Here is an 18406-nt window from a genome sequence, read left to right on the forward strand (position 1 = left end):
GCCCGGCGCTACCGGATCAACCCGATACACCCTGTAGAGTCGAGCCATGCTCGACTCATGCCGCAAGGCAGTCGAGCATGGCTCGACTCTACAAAGCTCACCCGCGCAGGGTGGCGCCGCCGTCCACGTACAGATCGCTCATCGCCACGTGCCCGGCCTGCTCGGAGAGCAGGAACATCACCGAGTGCGCGATGTCCTCCGGGGTGGCCAGCTTGCGCAACGGAATGCCGGCCTTGTACGTCTCCAGGCTGCCGGCGATCACCCGCTCGGCCCCGTGCTCGTCCTGCCACATGCCGGTCTGCATCGGGGTCAGCGTTGAACCCGGGGCGACGATATTGCAGCGGATGCCCAGCGGCGCCAGCTCCAGCCCGAGGCAACGGGTAAACATCGTGGCGGCGGCCTTGGACGCGGCATAGGCGGCCATGCCATGCCGCGGCACGCCGGCGGCATTCGAACTGACGGTGACGATCGCGCCTTGGCCTCGCGGTGACATCACCCGCGCCAGCGCACGGCCAACATGGAACACACCATCGGCATTGACTGCGAACACCCGGCGCCAATCGGCATCGGTAGTCCCGGTCACCTCGCCCACGTGCAGGACCCCGGCCACGCTTGCGGCGAGACCGATCGGCCCAATGCTGGCTTCCACACGATCCACCAGTGCGTCCACCGCTACGCTGTCGGTCACATCGAGCGCAAATGCCTGTACACGTGCATCCATTACCACGGGCGCCTCGCGGTCGGTTGCCACCACCGTGCAGCCGGCCTCGGCCAACAGCCGTACCAGAGCCTCGCCGATGCCGCCGGCGGCACCGGTCACCAGGGCCACGCGACCTTCAAAGCCGGTCAACTGCATGTTGCGATCTCCTCTTGCTCATCCCAGTGGCGCAGGCGCGCCGACAACCACGGTGCCAGCTGCGCCACCGCATCGCGGCCGGTCAGCTCGGCATGCAGGAACGGCAGCTCCAGCGCCTGCACCCTGCGCGCGTGCGTGCGCCACAACGCCGACTGCAGCTGCGGCCGCGCCTGATGATCCCGGCCAGCGCGCACGTGCACCAGCGTGCCGTCGAATGGTTGGTGGATGTGTTCGCGGATCAACCGGTTGGTGCCGGTCACCGCACGCACCACGCCATCGAGCACTACATCCGGCAGGCTGCCGAGCGCACTACCACCGCGACGCAGGAAGCCGAGAATACGTTCACGGCTGTCCAGCTCCGGATGTGCATCCGGATCATGGCCGGCAATCGCCAGCAGTGCGCGCAATGCGGCGATGGCATCGGGTTCCGGCTCAGCCCGCCAGCATTCGCTGGGGTAGGCGTCCAGCAGCACCAGTTCGCCGACTTCACGCCCAATCTCGTGCAGGCGCACCGCCATCGCCTGGGCGAGGATGCCTCCCACCGACCAACCCAGCAGATGCACCGGCCCTTTCGGCTGCAATGCGACCACGCGCTGCACGTAGTCGTTGGCCATGGCTTCGATGCTGGACGGCAACGGCTGCTTCGGATCCAGCGCGGGCGACTGCAGGCCGTACACCGGGCGAGCCGGCTGCAGGGCGCGCGCCAGGCTGCGGTAGTTCCAGGCGATGCCACCGGCCGGGTGCAGCACGAACAGCGGAGTGGGCCCATCAGCATCAGTCGCAGCCAACGAGATCACCGGGCCCAATGCGTGGTCGGCCAGCGCCGGCGGCTCGGCAATGCGCGTCGCCAATGCGGCCACGGTCGGCTGCGCGAACAAAGCGCCCAGGCCGAGGTCACAGCGCCAGCGTTGTTCGATGGCCAGCAGCAGGTGCACCGCCGACAGCGAGTCACCGCCGAGACTGAAGAAGTCCGCATCCACCGCCACCGGCGCTTCACGCCCGAGTGCCTGGGCAAACAGCACCGCCAGCTCCTGTTCCAGCGGCGTGCGCGGCGCCAGTCCGGCAATCTCGTTCTGCGGCGGCTTCGGCAACGCGTTGCGGTCGAGCTTGCCGTTGGCGGTCACCGGCCACTGATCCACGCCAACGAACGCCGACGGCACCATGTAGTCCGGCACGCGCGTGGCCAGGTGGCTGCGCAGCATCACGGCATCGGCAAGCGCCGCTGGCACATAGGCCACCAGCCGCGCATCGCCCGGCGTGTCCTGGCGCAGCAGCACTTCCACGCGCTCCATGCCCGGCAGCTCGCGCAGCGCCGCCTCGATCTCGCCCAGCTCGATGCGCAGGCCGCGCAGCTTCACCTGGTGGTCGCTGCGGCCGAGGTATTCGACGGCACCATCGGCGCGCCAGCGCGCCACGTCGCCGGTGCGGTAGATCCGTTCGCCCGGCAGGAAGGGATCGGCCAGGAAGCGCTCGGCGGTCAGATCATCGCGGCCGACGTAGCCACGCGCCAGCTGCACGCCGCCCAGATACAGGTCGCCCGGCACACCTACCGGCAGCGGCTGCATCCGCGCGTCCAGCACGTACAGGCGTGTGTTCCAGACCGGGAAGCCGATCGGTACCGGCCCTGAGCGGTCCTGCGCAGAGGCCGGCCAGTAGCTCACGTCCACGGCCGCTTCGGTCGGGCCATACAGATTGTGCAGTTCGGCCTGCACGCGCGCATGGAAACGATCACGCAACGATGCGTCCAGCGCCTCGCCACTGGTGAACACGCGGCGCAGCTGCAGGCCTTCGGAGGCCGGCGCGGCAAGGAACGCGTCGAGCATCGACGGCACGAAATGTGCGGTGGTGATGTCGTGGGCACGCACAAGCCGTGCCAGCTCGGTCGGATCACGATGCGCGTCCGGACCCGCCACCACCAGCGTCGCGCCGCACAGCAGCGGCAGGAAGAACTCCCAGACCGAGACGTCGAACGTGGCTGGGGTCTTCTGCAGAACACGGTCATCGGAACGGATGCCGTAGTGCTCGCGCATCCACAGCAGGCGGTTGACGATGGCGCGGTGCTCGATGACGACGCCCTTCGGCTCGCCGGTCGAACCGGAGGTATAGATCACATAGGCTGCATCGCTGGGCGCCGGATCGGCCCACGGTGCTGCGAAACTCAGCGCGGTCCATTGGTCGGGGGCAAGCACCGGCACACCGTCCATGCGCGCCGATACCTCTGCCGCAGCCAGTACGCACGCCGGCTGCGCCGAGGCGAGAATACGCGCAAGGCGCTCATCGGGATGGGCAAGGTCCAGCGGCAGGTAGGCGGCACCCGCACGCAGCACCGCCACCAGCGCGATCACCAGTTCCAGCGAGCGCGGCAATGCCACCGCCACCACACTGCCCGGACCGACCGCCATCGCGCGCAGTTGTGCCGCCAGCGCGAAACTCCGCGCTTCCAGCGTTGCGTAGTCCAGCCTGGTGTCGCCGAACACCAGCGCAGGCGCGTGCGGGTCACGGTCCATGCCCTGCTGCAGCAGTTCAACCAACGTAGTCTGTGGCAGCGCATGCGCGGTGGCATTGAAACCATGCACCACCTGCTGCGCTTCTACGGCGGAGGCCAGCGGCACCGCCGCGATGTCTCCGGCCTCCAGCGCCGCCGATACGAAATGCAGCAACCGGGTCGCGTGCGCCTCGACATCCTCCCGACTGTACAACGCGGGATTGGCTTCGATCTCCAGGTCCAGCAGGTGCTGGCCATCGCCACGGAAACCCAGCGTCAGATCATCCACCGGACCGGTGCACAGCACCTCCAGCGTCGCCTGCACGCCAGTCACCGCCAGCGGCTTGTAGAACGGCTGCACATTCACCAGCGGACCGTGCAGCCGCTGCTGTGCGCCCACCAGACCAAGGTCACGGCGCAACTGCTCGCCGCGATAGCGGCCATGCTTGCGACCCTGGCTGAGCTGCCGCCCCAGGCCGCGGGTATAGGCCTCGACGCTGCCCTCGCCAGCCGCCACGCGCAGCGGCAGGACATTCATCACCATCGCCGGCACCCGCGCCGACGCGTTGCCGAGTCGCCCCATGTAGGGCACGCCCAGCACCACTTCATCGGTGGCGCTCATCCGTCGCAGATACTCGGCGGCGAGCGCGGCCAGTACATCCGGCCATGGCTGCAACCAACGCACCGAGGCCTGCAGCAGCTGCTCTCGGAACTCCGCATCCAGCGGCTGCACCCAGCGCAGCGCGTCGTCACTGGCCGCGAGCGTACCGGCCAGGCCCGCGCCCGCCGGCGCGCCCTGCAGCTGCCCGCGCCACCACTGCCCGGCCTGCTCGCGCCGCGGATCGGCACGATACGCGGCATCATCGGCCAGCACGCCAGCCAGCGCTGGTAGTGGCTCACCCGTACGCCCCGCGTACAACGCGCACACACGATCAGTGAACAGCGCCATGCCATAGCCATCGGCCGCCAGATGATGCACGCGCAGGTACCAGACCCAGCGCTGCCCCCCCAGATCGAACAACACCTGCTGGCTTATGCGGTCGCGGGTCGGATCGACCGCGCTGAGCCGGTCGGCCTGCATCAGGGCACGCGCCGCCGATGCCGGGTCGACCTCGCCCGCTAGATCGCGCACCGACAGCAGCGGCACATGTGCCGGGTCATGCCACTGCAGCGGCTGACCATCGGTCCCTTCCGCAAAGCGCAATGCGAATGCCTGGGCTTCGCCCGCAGCCTGGTCTGCTGCTGCGACGAACGCGGCCACGTCCAGCGGGCCCTCGATCCACACCGCATGCGCGGTATTGAACGACGGATTGTCCGGTGCCAGCCGCTGCGCGAACCACAGTCCGGCCTGGGCCTCGGTCAGTGCCACCGGCGTGGCCAGCACAGCGACGTTCATGCGTTCTGCGCGGCCTGCAGTTTCTGCACCACGCCCCACCACTGGCGCAGCGTGGTGTGCTCGGCCAGCTGCGAGAACTCCAGCGGCAAGCCAGTGTTGCCCCAGGCCAGGACCAGGCCGAGCATGCGCATCGAGTCCAGGTCCAGGTCGATCAGGTTGTCGTCGTCACCGATCTCTGCTGGCTCGCACTCCAGAACGCGCGCCACGTCGGCACGCATGCGCTCCAGATCCAGCACCTCACCCGTGGCAGCCATCACAGCACCTCCAGCAGCTGGTCGGTGGTCATCGGCACCCCGCTGGTGCGCGCAATCCAGTGCAGCGCCTGATCGTGATCGGCGCGCGAGAAGTCCGCCACCGCATCGGCGGCGATGAAGGCCTCGATATCACGCTGGAACGCTTCGACCACGGTCGCGGTGCAGCCGATATGGGCGTACACGCCGGTCACCAGCAACTGGTCGCGGCCACGCACCCGCATCAGCGTCTCCAGGTTGCTGCGCTGGAACGCGCTGTAACGGTGCTTGACCAGCACGTGCTCGCCCGGCTGCGGTGCCAGCGCCTCGATGATCGGTTCATGGTCGGCGCTGCGGCGCATTCCGGGCCCCCACAGATCGGCCTGCAGGCCACGGTCACGGCGATCCTGGTCGCCATGCTGGGCGGTGTAGAACACGGGAATGCCGTGCGCGCGGCAATGCGTCAGCAGGCGCACGATATTGTCCACCGCCCGCCGCAGCGGCGTACTACCCGCGTCGAATGCCGCCAGGAAGTAGCGCTGCATGTCATGCACCAGCAGCGCAATACGATCACGCTGCGGGCGCCACGGGCCTCGGGCCTGCGGCAGTTCGGCGGCGGTCGGCAAGGGGTAATCGGTGATACGGGGCAGCGCCATCAGCGCGTTCCTCCTGTCTGTTGCAGATGACGCGCACGCAGCTGCGCGCGCAGTTCGCGGCGGCTGATCTTGCCGACCGCGGTGGTATCGAAACTGTCGACGAACACGACCTGGTCCGGCACCTTGAACGCCGCCAGGCCGCGCGTACGCATCCAGGCTTTCAGTGCCGGCGCCTTTATCGGCTCCCCCTGCTGGATCACGAACGCGCAGCTGCGCTCACCGAGATACTCGTCGGGAATGGAGACCACGGCCGCGTCGAACACACCAGGGTGGGCCAGCAGGTGATCTTCAATCTCCTCGGCGGAGATTTTCTCGCCCGCACGGTTGATGTGGTCACCGGCACGGCCCTGCACCACCAGATAGCCACCGGCCAGCTGCTGCACGCGGTCACCGGTTCGGTAGAAACCGTCGTCGGTGAACGAGCGCGCGTTGGCCACCGCATCGTTGTGATAGCCACGGATGGTGTACGGGCCGCGGGTCAGCAGATGGCCCACTTCGCCTTCGGCCACCGGCTGGTCGTGGTCATCGACCACGCGCACTTCGTCGTCCGGACTGATCGGACGGCCCTGGCAGGCCACGATCAGTTCCTCCGGATCATCCAGGCGGGTGTAGTTGACCAGGCCCTCGGCCATGCCGAACACCTGCTGCAAGGTGCAGCCCAGGCCGTCGATCACGCGCCGCGCAGCTTCCGGCACCAGCTTGGCGCCGCCCACCTGCAGTACCTGCAGGCTGGACAGATCGTGCGGAGTGGTTGCCGCCGCCTGCGCCCACAGCAGCGCCAGCGGCGGCACCAGTCCGCAGCAGGTCACCTGTTCGCGGGCGATCAGCGGGAAGGCCGCATCCGGGCCGGGACCGGGGCTGAGCACCACGCGGGCGCCGGCATACAGCGCACCGAAGAAGCCGGGCGAACTCATCGGGAAGTTGTGCGCGGCCGGCAGCGCGACCAGGTAGACGCTGTCGCGGTCGATGCCGCAGAGGTCATTGCTGGCGCGGAACGAGTAGATGTAGTCGTCGTGCGTGCGCGGGATCAGCTTGGACAGGCCGGTGCTGCCACCGGAGATCTGCAGGAACGCCACCGACTGCGGATCCGGGTCGGCCGGCAGCTCGCTGCGATCGCCCTGCAGCGCCTGCAGCGCGGTGAACTCCGCCGCATCGCCATCGATGACCACGTGGCGCAGCGCCGGCACCTCGGCCTGCAGCGCCCGCGCCAGCCCGCGATGATCAAAGCCATCGTGCAGGTCGGCAGTGATGTAGGCACTGGCCTCGGCCTTGTTGGCGAAGTGCACCAGTTCGGTGATGCGATGCGCCGGCAACGCATATACCGGCACCAGACCCGCACGGAACAGTCCGCATACGGTGGTGATGAATCCGGCGGTGTTGCCCAGCTGCACCAGCACCCGCTCACCGGGCTGCAGGCCGAGTGCCAGCAGTCCGGAACCGATGCGACCGGCTTCGTGCCACAGCTGCGCGTAGCTCAGGCGGACATCGCCGGCGACCACCGCGATGTCATCCGCATAGCGTTCCGCGCGCTCGCGCAGGAACGCCGGGAAGGTCTCGCCGCGCCAGTGACCGGCCTCGCGATAGCGCGCCATCAGTTCATCAGGCCACACCTGCTGCAGTGGCAGGCGGGAGGGATCAATGGAGGTAGTCATGCGGCAGGCTCGATGGAGGGCGCGGATTCATGGACACCCAGCGCGTTCAACAGGGCAGCGAACTTCGCCGCGGTTTCGGCCACCTCGGCCTCGGGTTCCGATTCGGCGACGATGCCGGCACCGGCATACAGGCGCAGCTGCGTGCCCTGCAGGCGTGCGCAGCGGATCGCCACGTACCAGTCGCCGTCACCCTGCGCATCCAGCCAGCCCACGGCGCCGGCGTAGAAGCCGCGCGGCACCGGTTCCAGTTCGCGGATGCGCTGCAGTGCCGCCAGCCGCGGCGTACCGCAGACCGCCGGTGTGGGGTGCAGCTGTGCCAGCAGTTCGGCGGCAGACGTCTGCGGATCCTTCAGGGTGGCATGGATGCGGGTGCCCAGGTGCCACATGCTGGCGGTGGCATGCAGCACCGGCCGTGGCTGTGCATCGATGTGGCTGCAGTACGGTGCCAGGCCCTCGACGATGGCGTCCACCACATGGCGATGCTCGTCATGGTCCTTGGTCGAGGCCAGCAGCGCCTGCGCGGCACGCTCGTCCTCGGCGGCATCGGCGCTGCGGCGTGCTGAACCGGCGAGCGGATGCGACAACAGTTCGGCACCGCGCTTGCGCAGCAGCAGTTCCGGGGTTGCCCCCACCAGCCACGCCGGCGCCTGGCCCAGCTCCACCGGCAACGGCACCGCGTAGGTCGCCACCGACGGATCCGCGCCCAGGCGTGCCAGCAGCACGTCCGGCGACAGCGCCTCGCGGGTGCGTGCCAACAGGCTGCGCGCCAGCACCACCTTGTGCAGGTTCTGCTCGGGCGCACGCAGGACCTGCACCGCCGCGGCAACCGCTGACGCATAGTCCTGCGGCACAGGCTCGGCCCGCAGGGCGCCGTCCAGCGGCGGTGCGGCCTGAGGTTGCAGTGCCAGCGCCGGCAGCAGGCGCTCGGGCTGGTACAACGCATCGTCCGCACGCGGTTCGAACGGCACCGCGCCAACCAACAGGCCCGGACCGCCGCGCTGCTGGGCAAAGAACTCCGAAACGCGCTCTGCCAGCGTCGCCAGTGCACCGGCCGGCAGCGCGGCGCGGCACCCGCGTGCGTGCACGTGCTGGCCCGCATGCTGCAGCAGGAACAGCGACGCGTCGTCGGTGTTCTCCTGCGGCGCTGGCGCAGCCTCCGGCCACGCGCCCTGCATCAGGGAATCGTTCATGGGGTCTCCTTCATTCGATGCGCTGCGGCCAGCGCGCACAGCAACAGCAGCAGCGCGCCGACCAGCAGGTAAGGCAGGCTGGGCCCGCCGCGATACAACAGCGTGCCGAGCATCGGCCCGGCCACCATGCCCAGCCCCTGCGCGGCCGCCACCGTGCCGGCCGCGGCGCCCTGCTCGTGCGCCTCCACCCCATCGGCGGCCAGCGCCTGGAACGAGGGGAATACGAAACCCATGCCGAACGCGGCCAGCGCGTACGCCGCCGGCAACTGCCAGGCCTGCTGCACGCCCGCCACCGAAGCGAAGCCGATGCCGGAAATGAGCGCGCCGAGGACGATCCAGCGGCGTGGATGTACCTCCAGCTTCATCACCAGCGCCTGCGCCAGGATCAGGCCGACGCCAACCGCTGTGAGCGCGATACCCGCCATGCGCGCGCCCGCCGCTGCATCCAAGCCGAGGCGGTCGATCGCGAAGAAGCCGACCGTCACCTGCGCGATGGTCACCGAGACCATGGCGATGAACGCCGCCAGCTGTGGCAGGCGCAGGCGCGGGTCGAGACGGCTCATCGGCTGGCGGCGTTGCGCAGAAGCGCTCTCCACCGGCGGTGTGGCCGGCAACCGCCACGCCAGCAATGCCAGAGCAAGCAGCGGCAACAATGCGGCCACATACAGCGCCAGCGACAGATTCGTATAGGCCAGCCAGCCAGCGGCGGCCGGGCCAAGCACCATGCCCAGTGCGTTGGCGCTGCCCAGGCGGGCGAGGAATTTCGCACGCTGCCCGGTCGGTGCCTTGTCGGCAATCAGCGCGGCAGCGGTAGGAGGCACCGCGGCGTAGAACAGGCCGATCAGGCCACGCGCACCGACCAGCACCAGCACCGATACCAACACAGGCGGCACCGCCTGCAGGGCCACGTCGATAAACACCGCCAGCGCGATGTAGACCACGGTGTAGGCACTCATCGCCAGCATCAGCACGCGCTTGCGGCCGATGCGGTCGCTGAGCTGGCCCCACGGGCGCGCGGCCAGCATCCACAACACACCGGCGGCGGTGACCGAGAGGCCGGCATGCCACTCGGACAAGCCGAGCATGCGGACCACCGGGCCGATCACGGCGACGAAGGACATCATCGCCATGGTGCCGATCAGGGCAGCCAACACCAGCGCCGGCAAGCCGGGAACGACGGGACGTGCGTGCATGAAACACCAGCCGTAACAGGAAAGGATGGCCGGGTGCGTCTGTACGCCCCCGCCCGGCATCAGTCCTGCTCAGGGCCCGATGCCATCCTTAAATGATAACGGCTCGTATTTGCATTTGATACCCATTCTCTTGAATGGGCATGCAACAGTGGGTTCAGCGCATTGCACGCAGGCCCAGCAGACCACGACGCTTGAACCACCACTCCAGCGGCAGCGTCACCAGCGGCGGGATCGCCGCCAGCAGTGCCAGGGCACTGGCCCACCACGGCCAGCGCAGCCGCACCGCCGCGAACAGAGTGACCGCCACATAGGCCAGGAAGGCGACGCCGTGCAGGGGCCCGAACAACTTGACCAGCGCAACGTTGGCCATCGGGCCGTACTTCATCCACATGCCGATGAGCAGGCCGGCCCAGGTCACGGCCTCGATGAAAGCGACCACCGCGAACAGGCGTCCAGTCGGGTGCATGGGGGAACGTTGGGTCACGCGGAGCTCCAGCATCGGGATATCAAATGCGAATGATACGCAGATGCGAACCCCATGTAGAGTCGAGCCGTGCTCGACTGCTGGAACGTGTCCACCAAGGTGGACACCTACCGGAGCACATCCGGCAGGACCTGCTCGCCGATCTCGCGCAGCACCGCGTCCATCGACCGCCCGTTGTCGACCAGGTTGAACATCACATGTGCCACGCCCTGCGCATGCACGCGCAGCAGGTAGTCACGCAGACCATCGCGGCCGACCTTCAGGCCCAGCGGCAATGGCTCGGCTGGCGCCTGCGGATCCGTCTGCAGGTCCAGCAGCATCGACTGTACGAACGGCTTGCCCGGCCCGCCGCGCTGCACCAGCGCCTGCTGCCACAGGCCGATGCGTCCTTCCTGCGCCACCTCCTCGCGGTGATAGGTGGCCCAGCCTTCGCTTTCGCGCGCGATCCATTGCAGGCTCTGCCGCGCAGTACCCACCACCAGCATCGGAATGCGCGTTGCCGGCGCCGGCAGCACGTCGAAACCACCGGTCGCCTGCAGTACGGTGGCCCGTTCATCGGCCTCTGGTGACAACGCTGCGCGCAACAACGTCCAACGCTCACGGAACGCCGCCGCCCTGCCCTCCAGATCCTCACCGAACGCGGCAAATTCTTCCGGGCGGTCACCCGAACCCAGGCCCAGCACGAAGCGTCCGCCACTGATCCGGTCCAGGCTCAAGGCCGACTTCGCCACCTGCAGCGGCTGGCGCAATGGCAGCACGATGGCTGCGCTGCCGACCACGATGCGCTCGGTCGCGGCAGCCAGCATGCCCAGCCACAGGAACGGGTCATCCAGCGCACTCGCTGTTGCATCCGGGCCCTGTGGCACCATCAACGGTACATCGCGGGTCCACAGCGCGGCGAAGCCAAGATCATCGGCCAGCCGCGCGATCCGCCTGGCTTCATGCGGATCGGCCAGCCCATGTGCGGCGACAGGCGTCATCAGGCCCAGGCTCAGACCCTGTTGCGGAAACAAGGCAGCGTAAGCAGGATTGAAATCACTCATGCCGCCAGCTTAGCGTGCAGACCTGCGGCGACGATGACGCACCGCCCACCACTGGAAGAACACTGCATGCCGACGATCCGCCCTGCCCACGTCGATGACCTGCCCGCGATCAGCGCGGTGTGCCTGGCCGCGTTCACTGCGGCGGTGGCGCCTTCGCTCAGCGCGGCCGGTATCGCCACCTTCGGCAGTGTCGCTGCAGCCGATGCGTTTGGTGCGCGCCTGCAGGGTGACAACCACATCCTGGTGGCCGAACAGGATGCGCGCGTGGTCGGCGTGGTCGAACTGAAGGAGGGCCGGCACCTGGCAATGCTGTTCGTCGATCCCGCCTGCCAGGGCCAAGGCATCGGCCATGCCTTGTTCGAAGCCGTGCTGCCGCAGGTACGCGAGCCGGTACTGACAGTGCGCGCCTCGCTCAATGCAGTGCCTACCTACCTGCGCTATGGCTTTGTGCTGGATGGGGAGGTCGGCGAGTTCAACGGGCTGGTGTACCAGCAGATGGTGCGGGCAGCGGCCTGAAGGCATCCGCCGGGCAATGCCCGACGGGCGTCATGCCCTGCGGCACGCCTGTCATAAGCAAACTGAATCAGCAGGCTCCCCGGCGGTTCCTACAATGGCCTGTCACCCTGCCCTTCGAGATGCTGCCGATGCGCGTCGCGCTTTCCGTGTTGCTGCTGGCCTCGGCGCTGAGCGCCTGCACCCCGGCCCCGGTATCCACCGCCAACTCCGCCGAGGCACCCGCGCCGGCGTCCGCCATCGCCTGGCGCCAGGGCGATGTGGACGATGCCTTCGCCGAAGCCGCCGACAGCGGCAAGCCGGTGCTGCTGTACTGGGGCGCGGTCTGGTGCCCGCCGTGCAACCAGCTCAAGGCGGGCCTGTTCAAGGACCCGGCCTTCATCGCGCTGACCAGCAAATTCGTTCCCGTCTACCTGGATGGCGACGAGGAAGGTGCGCAGGCTTGGGGCGAACGCTTCGGCGTACGCGGCTATCCGACCCTGATCGTGCTGGACCCACAGCGCAACGAAATCACCCGCGTGGCCGGTGGCAATGACGCCGCCGAACTGACCCGGGCCCTGACCGTCGCTGCAGGCCGCCGCAGTGCTGTTGCCGCCACCTTGGCCACCGCGCTGGCAACGCCGGACCGGCTGGCCGCCGAAGACTGGCAGGTGCTGGGCGACTATGGCTGGGAAGTGGACGCCAACCGCCTGGCCGGCGAGCGCAGGAGCCAGGATGTGCTGCGCCAGTTGTCCAGGGCGGCACCCGACGCCGCCCTGCAGCGCCGTTTCGCCCTGCTGGCTCTGGCCACAGCCGAGAAGCCCGATGCCTCGCCCACCGAAGTGCGCGAGCTGCTGCAGGCCGTACTGGCACAACCGGCGGAAGTGCGCCGCAATCGTGAGCTGCTGGGCTATGCGGGCGTGCAGCTGGTCAAGCAGGCCAGTGCCGGGCCGGCCACCAGCAACACGCTGGGACGGCAGCTGCTGGTCGCACTGGAGCGCGCAGATGCCGAGCGCGGTGATCGCGCCGACGACGCGTTGTCGCGTGCGCTGACCGAAGTATCGCTGGCCCGCCAGCAGCAGCCCAAGGGCGCACTGCCCGCGGCGCTGGTCGAGCGGGTCAAGCAGCGCGTGGCCGCTGCCGATGCCGCCGCCACCGATGCGCATGCACGCCAGGCCACGATCAGCAGCGCGGTGTACGCATTGCGCGAGGTAGGTGACGACGCGGGTGCCGAGGCGCTGTTGCTGGCCGAGCTGAAGCGCAGCGAGCAGCCGTACTACTACATGCCCGAGCTGGCCGAACTGGCCGAGCAGCGCGGCGACACCGCCGGTGCGCTGGAGTGGTTGAAGCGCGCCTACGATGGTGCACAGGGCCCGGCCACCCGCGTGCAATGGGGCGTGCTGTACGTGGAAGGCTTGCTGAAGCTAGCGCCGGACGATGCACCGCGCATCGAGCAGGCCACCGCGTCGCTGATCGCCGAGCTGGAGGCACAGCCGTCGGGTTACCACCAGCGTACCCGCCAGCGTTTCGAGCGCCTGGCCGGGCAGTTGAAGGCGTGGAGCGGCAAGCACCAGGGTGCGGAGACGCTGGCACGGCTGCAGCAGCGGATGCAGCAGGCGTGCGGTGACCAGGTGGATGGCGCGTGCAAGGACTGGTTGAGTTGAGCTGATGAAAGCGCTGGCGGCGGGTTCGCCTGCCGGCGCTTTTGTTGATCCGTGTGGGAGGGGGCGGGGGCAGCGCATCAGCACGCCGGTGAGGGTTCGGAAAGCGGGTTCTGGTAGTGCCGGCCGCTGGCCGGCAACCCGACCGTCGCTGAATGCCGGCCAGCGGCCGGCACTACCACGCCTCCGTCTTGACCTCTTGATCTATTGACCTCAACCATTGTTGAGGTGCGATAACAGTCTCCCCACGGCCAGCCCCCTTGGCCTTCCCCACGGAGATTGCTTCGATGTCGTACTCGCTTCCCCCGCTCCCCTATGCCTATGACGCCCTCGAGCCGCACTTCGATGCGCGCACGATGGAAATCCATCACAGCAAGCACCACCAGACCTACGTCAACAACCTCAATGCCGCCATCGAGCAGGCCGGCATCGCCGAGCAGCCGGTCGAGGCGCTGATCACCAACCTCGATGCAGTGCCCGAGGCGCAGCGTGGCGCAGTCCGCAACAACGGCGGTGGCCACGCCAACCACAGCCTGTTCTGGACCGTGCTCAGCGCCAACGGCGGCACGCCCGATGATGAGCTGGCCGCCGCCATCGACCGCGATCTGGGTGGCTTCGATGCCTTCAAGGAGGCCTTCACCAAGGCCGCGCAGACCCGCTTCGGCAGTGGCTGGGCCTGGCTGACCAGCGATCGCGACGGCCGCCTGAAGGTTGAAAGCAGCGCCAACCAGGACAGCCCGTTGATGGGCGCTACGGTCGGCCTGTCCGGCAATACCCCGATCCTCGCACTGGATGTCTGGGAACACGCCTACTACCTGCACTACCAGAACCGCCGCCCGGACTACATCGGTGCGTTCTTCAACATCATCAACTGGGCCGAGGTCGGCCGGCGCTACCGCCAGGCCCGGGCCTCATGAGCGGCGAGACACTGCCGTACGCCGGGCCGTGGGCGGGGGTGTTCCCCGCCCCGGCCCCGGTGCCGTCGGTCGAGATGCCGCCGCGTGCCCTGCGGCGGCTGCTCGGCCACTTTCCTACCGGCGTGGCCATCGTCTGCGCGCGCGATGCGCAGGGCAAGCCCATCGGCCTGACCATCAATTCGTTCGTGCCGGTGTCATTGCAGCCGCCACTGGTGCTGTGGAACCTGGCGTTGCACGCGCAGAGTCTTTCCACCTTCCAGCGCGCCACCCGCTTTGCGATCAGCGTGCTGGCGGCCGACCAGGAAGCACTGGCCCGGCGCTTTGCCGATCCGCAGGTACGCAACCGCTTCGACGGTCTGGCATTGCTGGATGACGACGAGGACGCCCCGCCACGCATCGCGGGCGCGGTAGCGCATCTCACCTGTACCCGCCACGCACAGTGGCCGGTGGGCGATCACCTGTTGCTGGCCGGCCGCATCATCGAAGTGCACGAGAACGGCGGCGCGCCGCTGCTGTTCCATCGCGGCCGCTTCCAGCCGGGACCGGCCGAGCTGCTGGTGGAGGTGCGCTGATGAACATCGAGGCTCTGGAATGCATGCTGGCCAGCGGCAAGGACGGCGCGCTGCTGCGCTTCGGCCTGGGCAAGGGCTGGCTGGATGCCGGCAACCCGGTGCGCGCGGCAACCCATCTGGGCCGTTGCGTGGTCCTTGATCCGCAGTATTCGGCGGCGTGGAAGCTGCTGGGCAAGGCCTGGCTGGCCAGTGGCCAGCCGCAGGCGGCGCGCGAAGCGTGGCAACGCGGTTTGAGCGTGGCCGGCAGCAAGGGCGACCAGCAGGCACGCAAGGAAATGCAGGTATTCCTGCGCCGCCTGGACCGCGAGCAGGCGGCCCTGGCGAAGGCGGGCTGAGTCGATCAGCCCGCGTTGGCCGATGCCGGTGCGGACATGATGTCCGACATCGGCAGGCGGCGCGGCTTGCTCGGGAACGCGTGGCGCAGGATGCGCCAGACCACCTGGCCGAACTGGCGCGGCAGCGAGCCGTTGTTGTAGTGCTGGCCGTAACGGCGGCAGATGTCCTTCACTTCCTTGGCAATGGCCGCATAGCGGTTGGCCGGCAGGTCCGGGTAGAAGTGGTGCTCGATCTGGTGGCTGAGGTTGCCCGACAGCACGTTGATCAGGAAGCCGCCGCTGATGTTGGACGAACCGCGCAGCTGGCGCAGGTACCAATGGCCGCGCGACTCATTGCGCAGGCACTCCTTCGGGAAGGTTTCCGATTCGGCGGTGAAGTGCCCGCAGAAGATGATCACGTAGGTCCAGATGTTGCGCAGGCCGTTGGCCACCAGATTGCCCAGCATCACGGTGAGGAAGAACGGGCCGGCCAGCAGCGGGAAGAACACGTAGTCCTTCAGCACCTGACGGGCCATTTTTCGCGCCACCGGGCGGGTCTGCATCCACATCGCACGGCCACTGATGCGGCCCTTCAGCCAACGGCCCAGGCGCAGGTCCTGCGCGGCCACGCCCCACTGGAACAGCAGCGCGAAGATCGGCGCGATGATCGGCTGCAGCAGGTAGAACGGCTTCCAGCGCTGTTCCGGGAAGATGCGCAGCAGGCCGTAGCCGATGTCATCGTCCAAGCCACGCACGTTGGTGTAGGTGTGGTGGCGGAAATTGTGGGTCTTGCGCCAGTTGTCGGCGGTGGCAACGATGTCCCACTCGTAGGTGTTGCCGTTGAGCTTGGGGTCGCCGGTCCAGTCGAACTGGCCGTGCATGACGTTGTGGCCCAGCTCCATGTTCTCCAGGATCTTCGACAGCGCCAGCAGCAGCGTGCCGGTGATCGCGGCCGGCCACAGCAGCGGCATCCAGAACAGTGGCGAGAACGCCGCCAGGAACAGCAGGCCACGGCCACCCACGCCGAACCAGCGCACGGCGGCGGCCACGCGGCGGATGTAGCGGGTATCGGAGGCGCCGAGGCTGCCGATCACACGGTCGCGGATCGCATCGAGTTCCTCACCGAAGGCATGCATCTCGGCGGTGCTCAGGGCACGGTCGGTAGCGCGGGTCATGGCAGACGTCCTCAGAGATCCAGGGTCAGGTCGGTGGTCGGTGCGCTCACGCAGATCCGCACCGGCTGTGCCGATTCGGACTGCAAGTCGCCGGTGCGCAGGTGGCGGGTGGCGCCACTGACGCGGTCACAGCTGCAGCTGTTGCAGATACCCATGCGGCAGCCGTGTTTGGGCTTGATGCCATGGGCTTCGAGGCTTTCCAGCAGCGAGCGGCCACGCGGTACGCTCAACTGTCGGCCACTGCGCGCAAGCGTCAACGACACCTCTCCTTCGCTGCTGGCATCGCGCAGCGGCGCCGGCGGGGTGAAGGCTTCGGCCTGGAAACCGGCCACCTGGTGCGCCAGACGCTCGCGCGCAGCGGCAACGAATCCATCCGGGCCGCAGGCCAGCACATGGCGCTGCGCCAGAGGCGTGTCATCGCCGGCCACCTGCAGATCATGGGTATCGATACGCGCGGCCGGCGCCTCACCCTCGCGGGTGGTCAGCAGATGCACGCGCAGGTTCGGATGCGCTGCGGCCAGCGCCTGCAGTTCATCACGGAACTGCAGATGGGCAGCGGTGCGCTCCCAGTAGAACAGGTCCACCGGCGCCGCCAGCGGGCGCTGGCAGGTGTCGCGCAGCAGGCTGCGCATCGGCGTGATGCCACTGCCGGCCGCCAGCAGCAGCACTGGCGCCGCGGCCGGCATATGGAATTCGCCGAAGGCGGCATCGAGGCGGAATAGTTCGCCCGGCTGCGCATGATTGACCAGATGCTGGCTGACCCGGCCGCCATTGATCGCCTTGACGGTGATCGCCAGCTCGCGCCGACCGAGTGCGGTGGGGCTGTAGCTGCGCTGCCACAGGCGCCCTTCAATCTCGACGCCGAGAGTGACGTGCTGGCCAGCGCGCATGCCGGCCCAGTGCCGGTTAGTGCGCAGGACCAGGGTCGCCGCGCCCTCGCCGGCCGGCTCGCGCCGGACCAGGCGGGCCACCGGCTCGCGCAGGGTCCACAGGGGATTGAGCTGGCCCGCCCAGAAATCGAACAGCGACGGCGAGACCCAGCGGTACGGAGAGAACAGGGACGGACGGACGACAGCGCTCATGGGCGCACTATACGGGCGCACATACACCTGTGTATACATGTGTATATTGAACCGGATTGGGTATGATTCAGCCTCGCCCCACCGGAACCCCCATGGCCGCCGCCACCGCCTTGTCGACGCCCGAAGATGCCAACAGCCCGGCCCGCCGTACGGTGAGCCGCGAGGATCTGCTGGCTGCTGCTCTGAAACTGATCGGGCCGCACCGCAGCCTGTCCACGCTCAGCCTGCGCGAAGTGGCGCGTGAGGCCGGCATCGCGCCGAACAGCTTCTACCGGCAGTTCCGCGACATGGACGAACTGGCCGTGGCGCTCATCGATGCGGCCGGCCGCTCGCTGCGCACCATCATCGGCGAGGCCCGGCAGCGCGCCACCTCCACCGCCACCAGCGTGGTGCGGGTCTCGGTGGAGACCTTCATGGAACAGCTGCGCGCCGACGACAAGCTGCTGCACGTGCTGCTGCGCGAGGGCGCGGTCGGCTCGGACGACTTCAAGCATGCGGTCGAACGCGAGCTGCACTACTTCGAGGAAGAGCTGCAGCACGACCTGGTGCGCCTGGCCGCACTGGATGGCGCCGTACTGCATGCCCCGGAACTGGTGGCCAAGGCCATCACCCGGTTGGTGTTCGCGATGGGTGCCACCGCCATGGACCTGCCACCGGAGAAGGATCCGGAGCTGGTCGAGCAGATCTCCACGATGATCCGCATGATCATCGTCGGCGCCCGTACCCCCGCCGCGTTCCGCCGCGGCTGATCGAGGCCCCTGGGTCGGACCCCTTTCCAGGGGAAAGGGCTCTGACCCGCCCCAGCTCCATGAAGCCCGCCACGCAGCGCCACGGCGCCGATGGACTGTGGCCGCTGTCACAGATCTAGATTGCAGATGCGCAGCTTGAGCATCCTGCACGCGCCATTCACTGCGGTCTCACGCACGCTGAATTATTCAGACCGCGCGCTCCATTCAGTTTGGTGAGTTATTGAACGGGGTTTGAATCCGGCAAGTGCCGCTGCAGTCC

General features: G+C 68.2%; 17 protein-coding genes. 6 read left to right on the forward strand and 11 right to left on the reverse strand.

Features of this window, described 5'->3' with window-relative positions; genetic code table 11:
* Nucleotides 1-97: 97 nt before the first annotated feature.
* The 9 genes from ACZK2R_RS12830 to ACZK2R_RS12870 all read right to left on the reverse strand — a co-directional run bounded on the left by ACZK2R_RS12830 (nucleotide 98) and on the right by ACZK2R_RS12870 (nucleotide 11185).
* On the reverse strand, nucleotides 98-856 hold the full coding sequence (locus tag ACZK2R_RS12830) for a 2,3-dihydro-2,3-dihydroxybenzoate dehydrogenase (protein WP_125895810.1): 759 nt from the start codon (nucleotides 854-856) through the stop codon (nucleotides 98-100).
* Nucleotides 847-4737, reverse strand: a complete 3891-nt coding sequence (locus ACZK2R_RS12835) for an enterobactin synthase subunit F (RefSeq protein ID WP_125895811.1) — start codon at nucleotides 4735-4737, stop codon at nucleotides 847-849. Before ACZK2R_RS12835 ends, ACZK2R_RS12830 begins: the two co-directional genes overlap by 10 nt.
* Nucleotides 4734-4991 carry a phosphopantetheine-binding protein gene (locus ACZK2R_RS12840; RefSeq protein WP_125895812.1) on the reverse strand — a complete coding sequence of 86 codons (258 nt, stop codon included), beginning with the start codon at nucleotides 4989-4991 and terminating at the stop codon, nucleotides 4734-4736. Before ACZK2R_RS12840 ends, ACZK2R_RS12835 begins: the two co-directional genes overlap by 4 nt.
* Nucleotides 4991-5623 (reverse strand): isochorismatase family protein, encoded by a 633-nt coding sequence (locus tag ACZK2R_RS12845; protein ID WP_478487296.1) that lies wholly within the window; start codon nucleotides 5621-5623, stop codon nucleotides 4991-4993. The genes ACZK2R_RS12840 and ACZK2R_RS12845 overlap by 1 nt, the downstream gene beginning before the upstream one ends.
* Nucleotides 5623-7275 carry a (2,3-dihydroxybenzoyl)adenylate synthase gene (locus ACZK2R_RS12850; protein WP_125895814.1) on the reverse strand — a complete coding sequence of 551 codons (1653 nt, stop codon included), beginning with the start codon at nucleotides 7273-7275 and terminating at the stop codon, nucleotides 5623-5625. The genes ACZK2R_RS12845 and ACZK2R_RS12850 overlap by 1 nt, the downstream gene beginning before the upstream one ends.
* Nucleotides 7272-8465, reverse strand: a complete 1194-nt coding sequence (locus ACZK2R_RS12855) for an isochorismate synthase (RefSeq protein ID WP_125895815.1) — start codon at nucleotides 8463-8465, stop codon at nucleotides 7272-7274. Before ACZK2R_RS12855 ends, ACZK2R_RS12850 begins: the two co-directional genes overlap by 4 nt.
* Nucleotides 8462-9658, reverse strand: coding sequence for an MFS transporter (locus tag ACZK2R_RS12860; protein ID WP_125895816.1), 1197 nt, complete (start codon nucleotides 9656-9658; stop codon nucleotides 8462-8464). Before ACZK2R_RS12860 ends, ACZK2R_RS12855 begins: the two co-directional genes overlap by 4 nt.
* Nucleotides 9659-9812: 154 nt before the next feature.
* Nucleotides 9813-10124, reverse strand: a complete 312-nt coding sequence (locus ACZK2R_RS12865; RefSeq protein WP_049462784.1) for a DUF3817 domain-containing protein — start codon at nucleotides 10122-10124, stop codon at nucleotides 9813-9815.
* Nucleotides 10125-10249: 125 nt separating this feature from the next.
* Nucleotides 10250-11185, reverse strand: a complete 936-nt coding sequence (locus tag ACZK2R_RS12870; RefSeq protein WP_125895817.1) for a TIGR03571 family LLM class oxidoreductase — start codon at nucleotides 11183-11185, stop codon at nucleotides 10250-10252.
* Nucleotides 11186-11251: 66 nt separating this feature from the next.
* On the opposite strand from ACZK2R_RS12870, the gene ACZK2R_RS12875 reads away from it, so the two are divergent.
* From ACZK2R_RS12875 to ACZK2R_RS12895, 5 genes are all read left to right on the forward strand, one after another.
* Complete coding sequence (locus tag ACZK2R_RS12875; RefSeq protein ID WP_125895818.1) at nucleotides 11252-11701, forward strand: GNAT family N-acetyltransferase; 450 nt, start codon at nucleotides 11252-11254, stop codon at nucleotides 11699-11701.
* A 119-nt stretch (nucleotides 11702-11820) separates the two neighbouring features.
* Nucleotides 11821-13341 (forward strand): thioredoxin family protein, encoded by a 1521-nt coding sequence (locus ACZK2R_RS12880; RefSeq protein WP_125895819.1) that lies wholly within the window; start codon nucleotides 11821-11823, stop codon nucleotides 13339-13341.
* Between the two features lie 284 nt (nucleotides 13342-13625).
* The gene (locus ACZK2R_RS12885) at nucleotides 13626-14255 is read left to right on the forward strand and encodes a superoxide dismutase (RefSeq protein WP_125894415.1); all 630 of its coding nucleotides are present in this window, start codon (nucleotides 13626-13628) and stop codon (nucleotides 14253-14255) included.
* Entirely contained in the window at nucleotides 14252-14827 is a 576-nt protein-coding gene (locus ACZK2R_RS12890; RefSeq protein ID WP_033833194.1) for a flavin reductase family protein, read from the forward strand. The genes ACZK2R_RS12885 and ACZK2R_RS12890 overlap by 4 nt, the downstream gene beginning before the upstream one ends.
* Nucleotides 14827-15162, forward strand: coding sequence for a tetratricopeptide repeat protein (locus tag ACZK2R_RS12895; protein WP_008267331.1), 336 nt, complete (start codon nucleotides 14827-14829; stop codon nucleotides 15160-15162). The genes ACZK2R_RS12890 and ACZK2R_RS12895 overlap by 1 nt, the downstream gene beginning before the upstream one ends.
* Nucleotides 15163-15167: 5 nt before the next feature.
* Here the strand turns inward: ACZK2R_RS12895 and ACZK2R_RS12900 are convergent, their stop codons facing one another.
* Both ACZK2R_RS12900 and ACZK2R_RS12905 read right to left on the reverse strand, forming a co-directional pair.
* On the reverse strand, nucleotides 15168-16316 hold the full coding sequence (locus tag ACZK2R_RS12900) for a fatty acid desaturase family protein (RefSeq protein WP_125894413.1): 1149 nt from the start codon (nucleotides 16314-16316) through the stop codon (nucleotides 15168-15170).
* A gap of 11 nt (nucleotides 16317-16327) precedes the next feature.
* A complete protein-coding gene (locus ACZK2R_RS12905; protein ID WP_180837631.1) occupies nucleotides 16328-17398 on the reverse strand; it encodes a ferredoxin reductase in 1071 nt (356 codons plus the stop codon).
* A gap of 92 nt (nucleotides 17399-17490) precedes the next feature.
* On the opposite strand from ACZK2R_RS12905, the gene fabR reads away from it, so the two are divergent.
* Nucleotides 17491-18147, forward strand: coding sequence for an HTH-type transcriptional repressor FabR (gene fabR, locus ACZK2R_RS12910; protein WP_005409961.1), 657 nt, complete (start codon nucleotides 17491-17493; stop codon nucleotides 18145-18147).
* The last annotated feature ends 259 nt before the right edge of the window (nucleotides 18148-18406 follow it).

The sequence above is a fragment of the Stenotrophomonas sp. 96582_Sma genome (assembly GCF_056480905.1).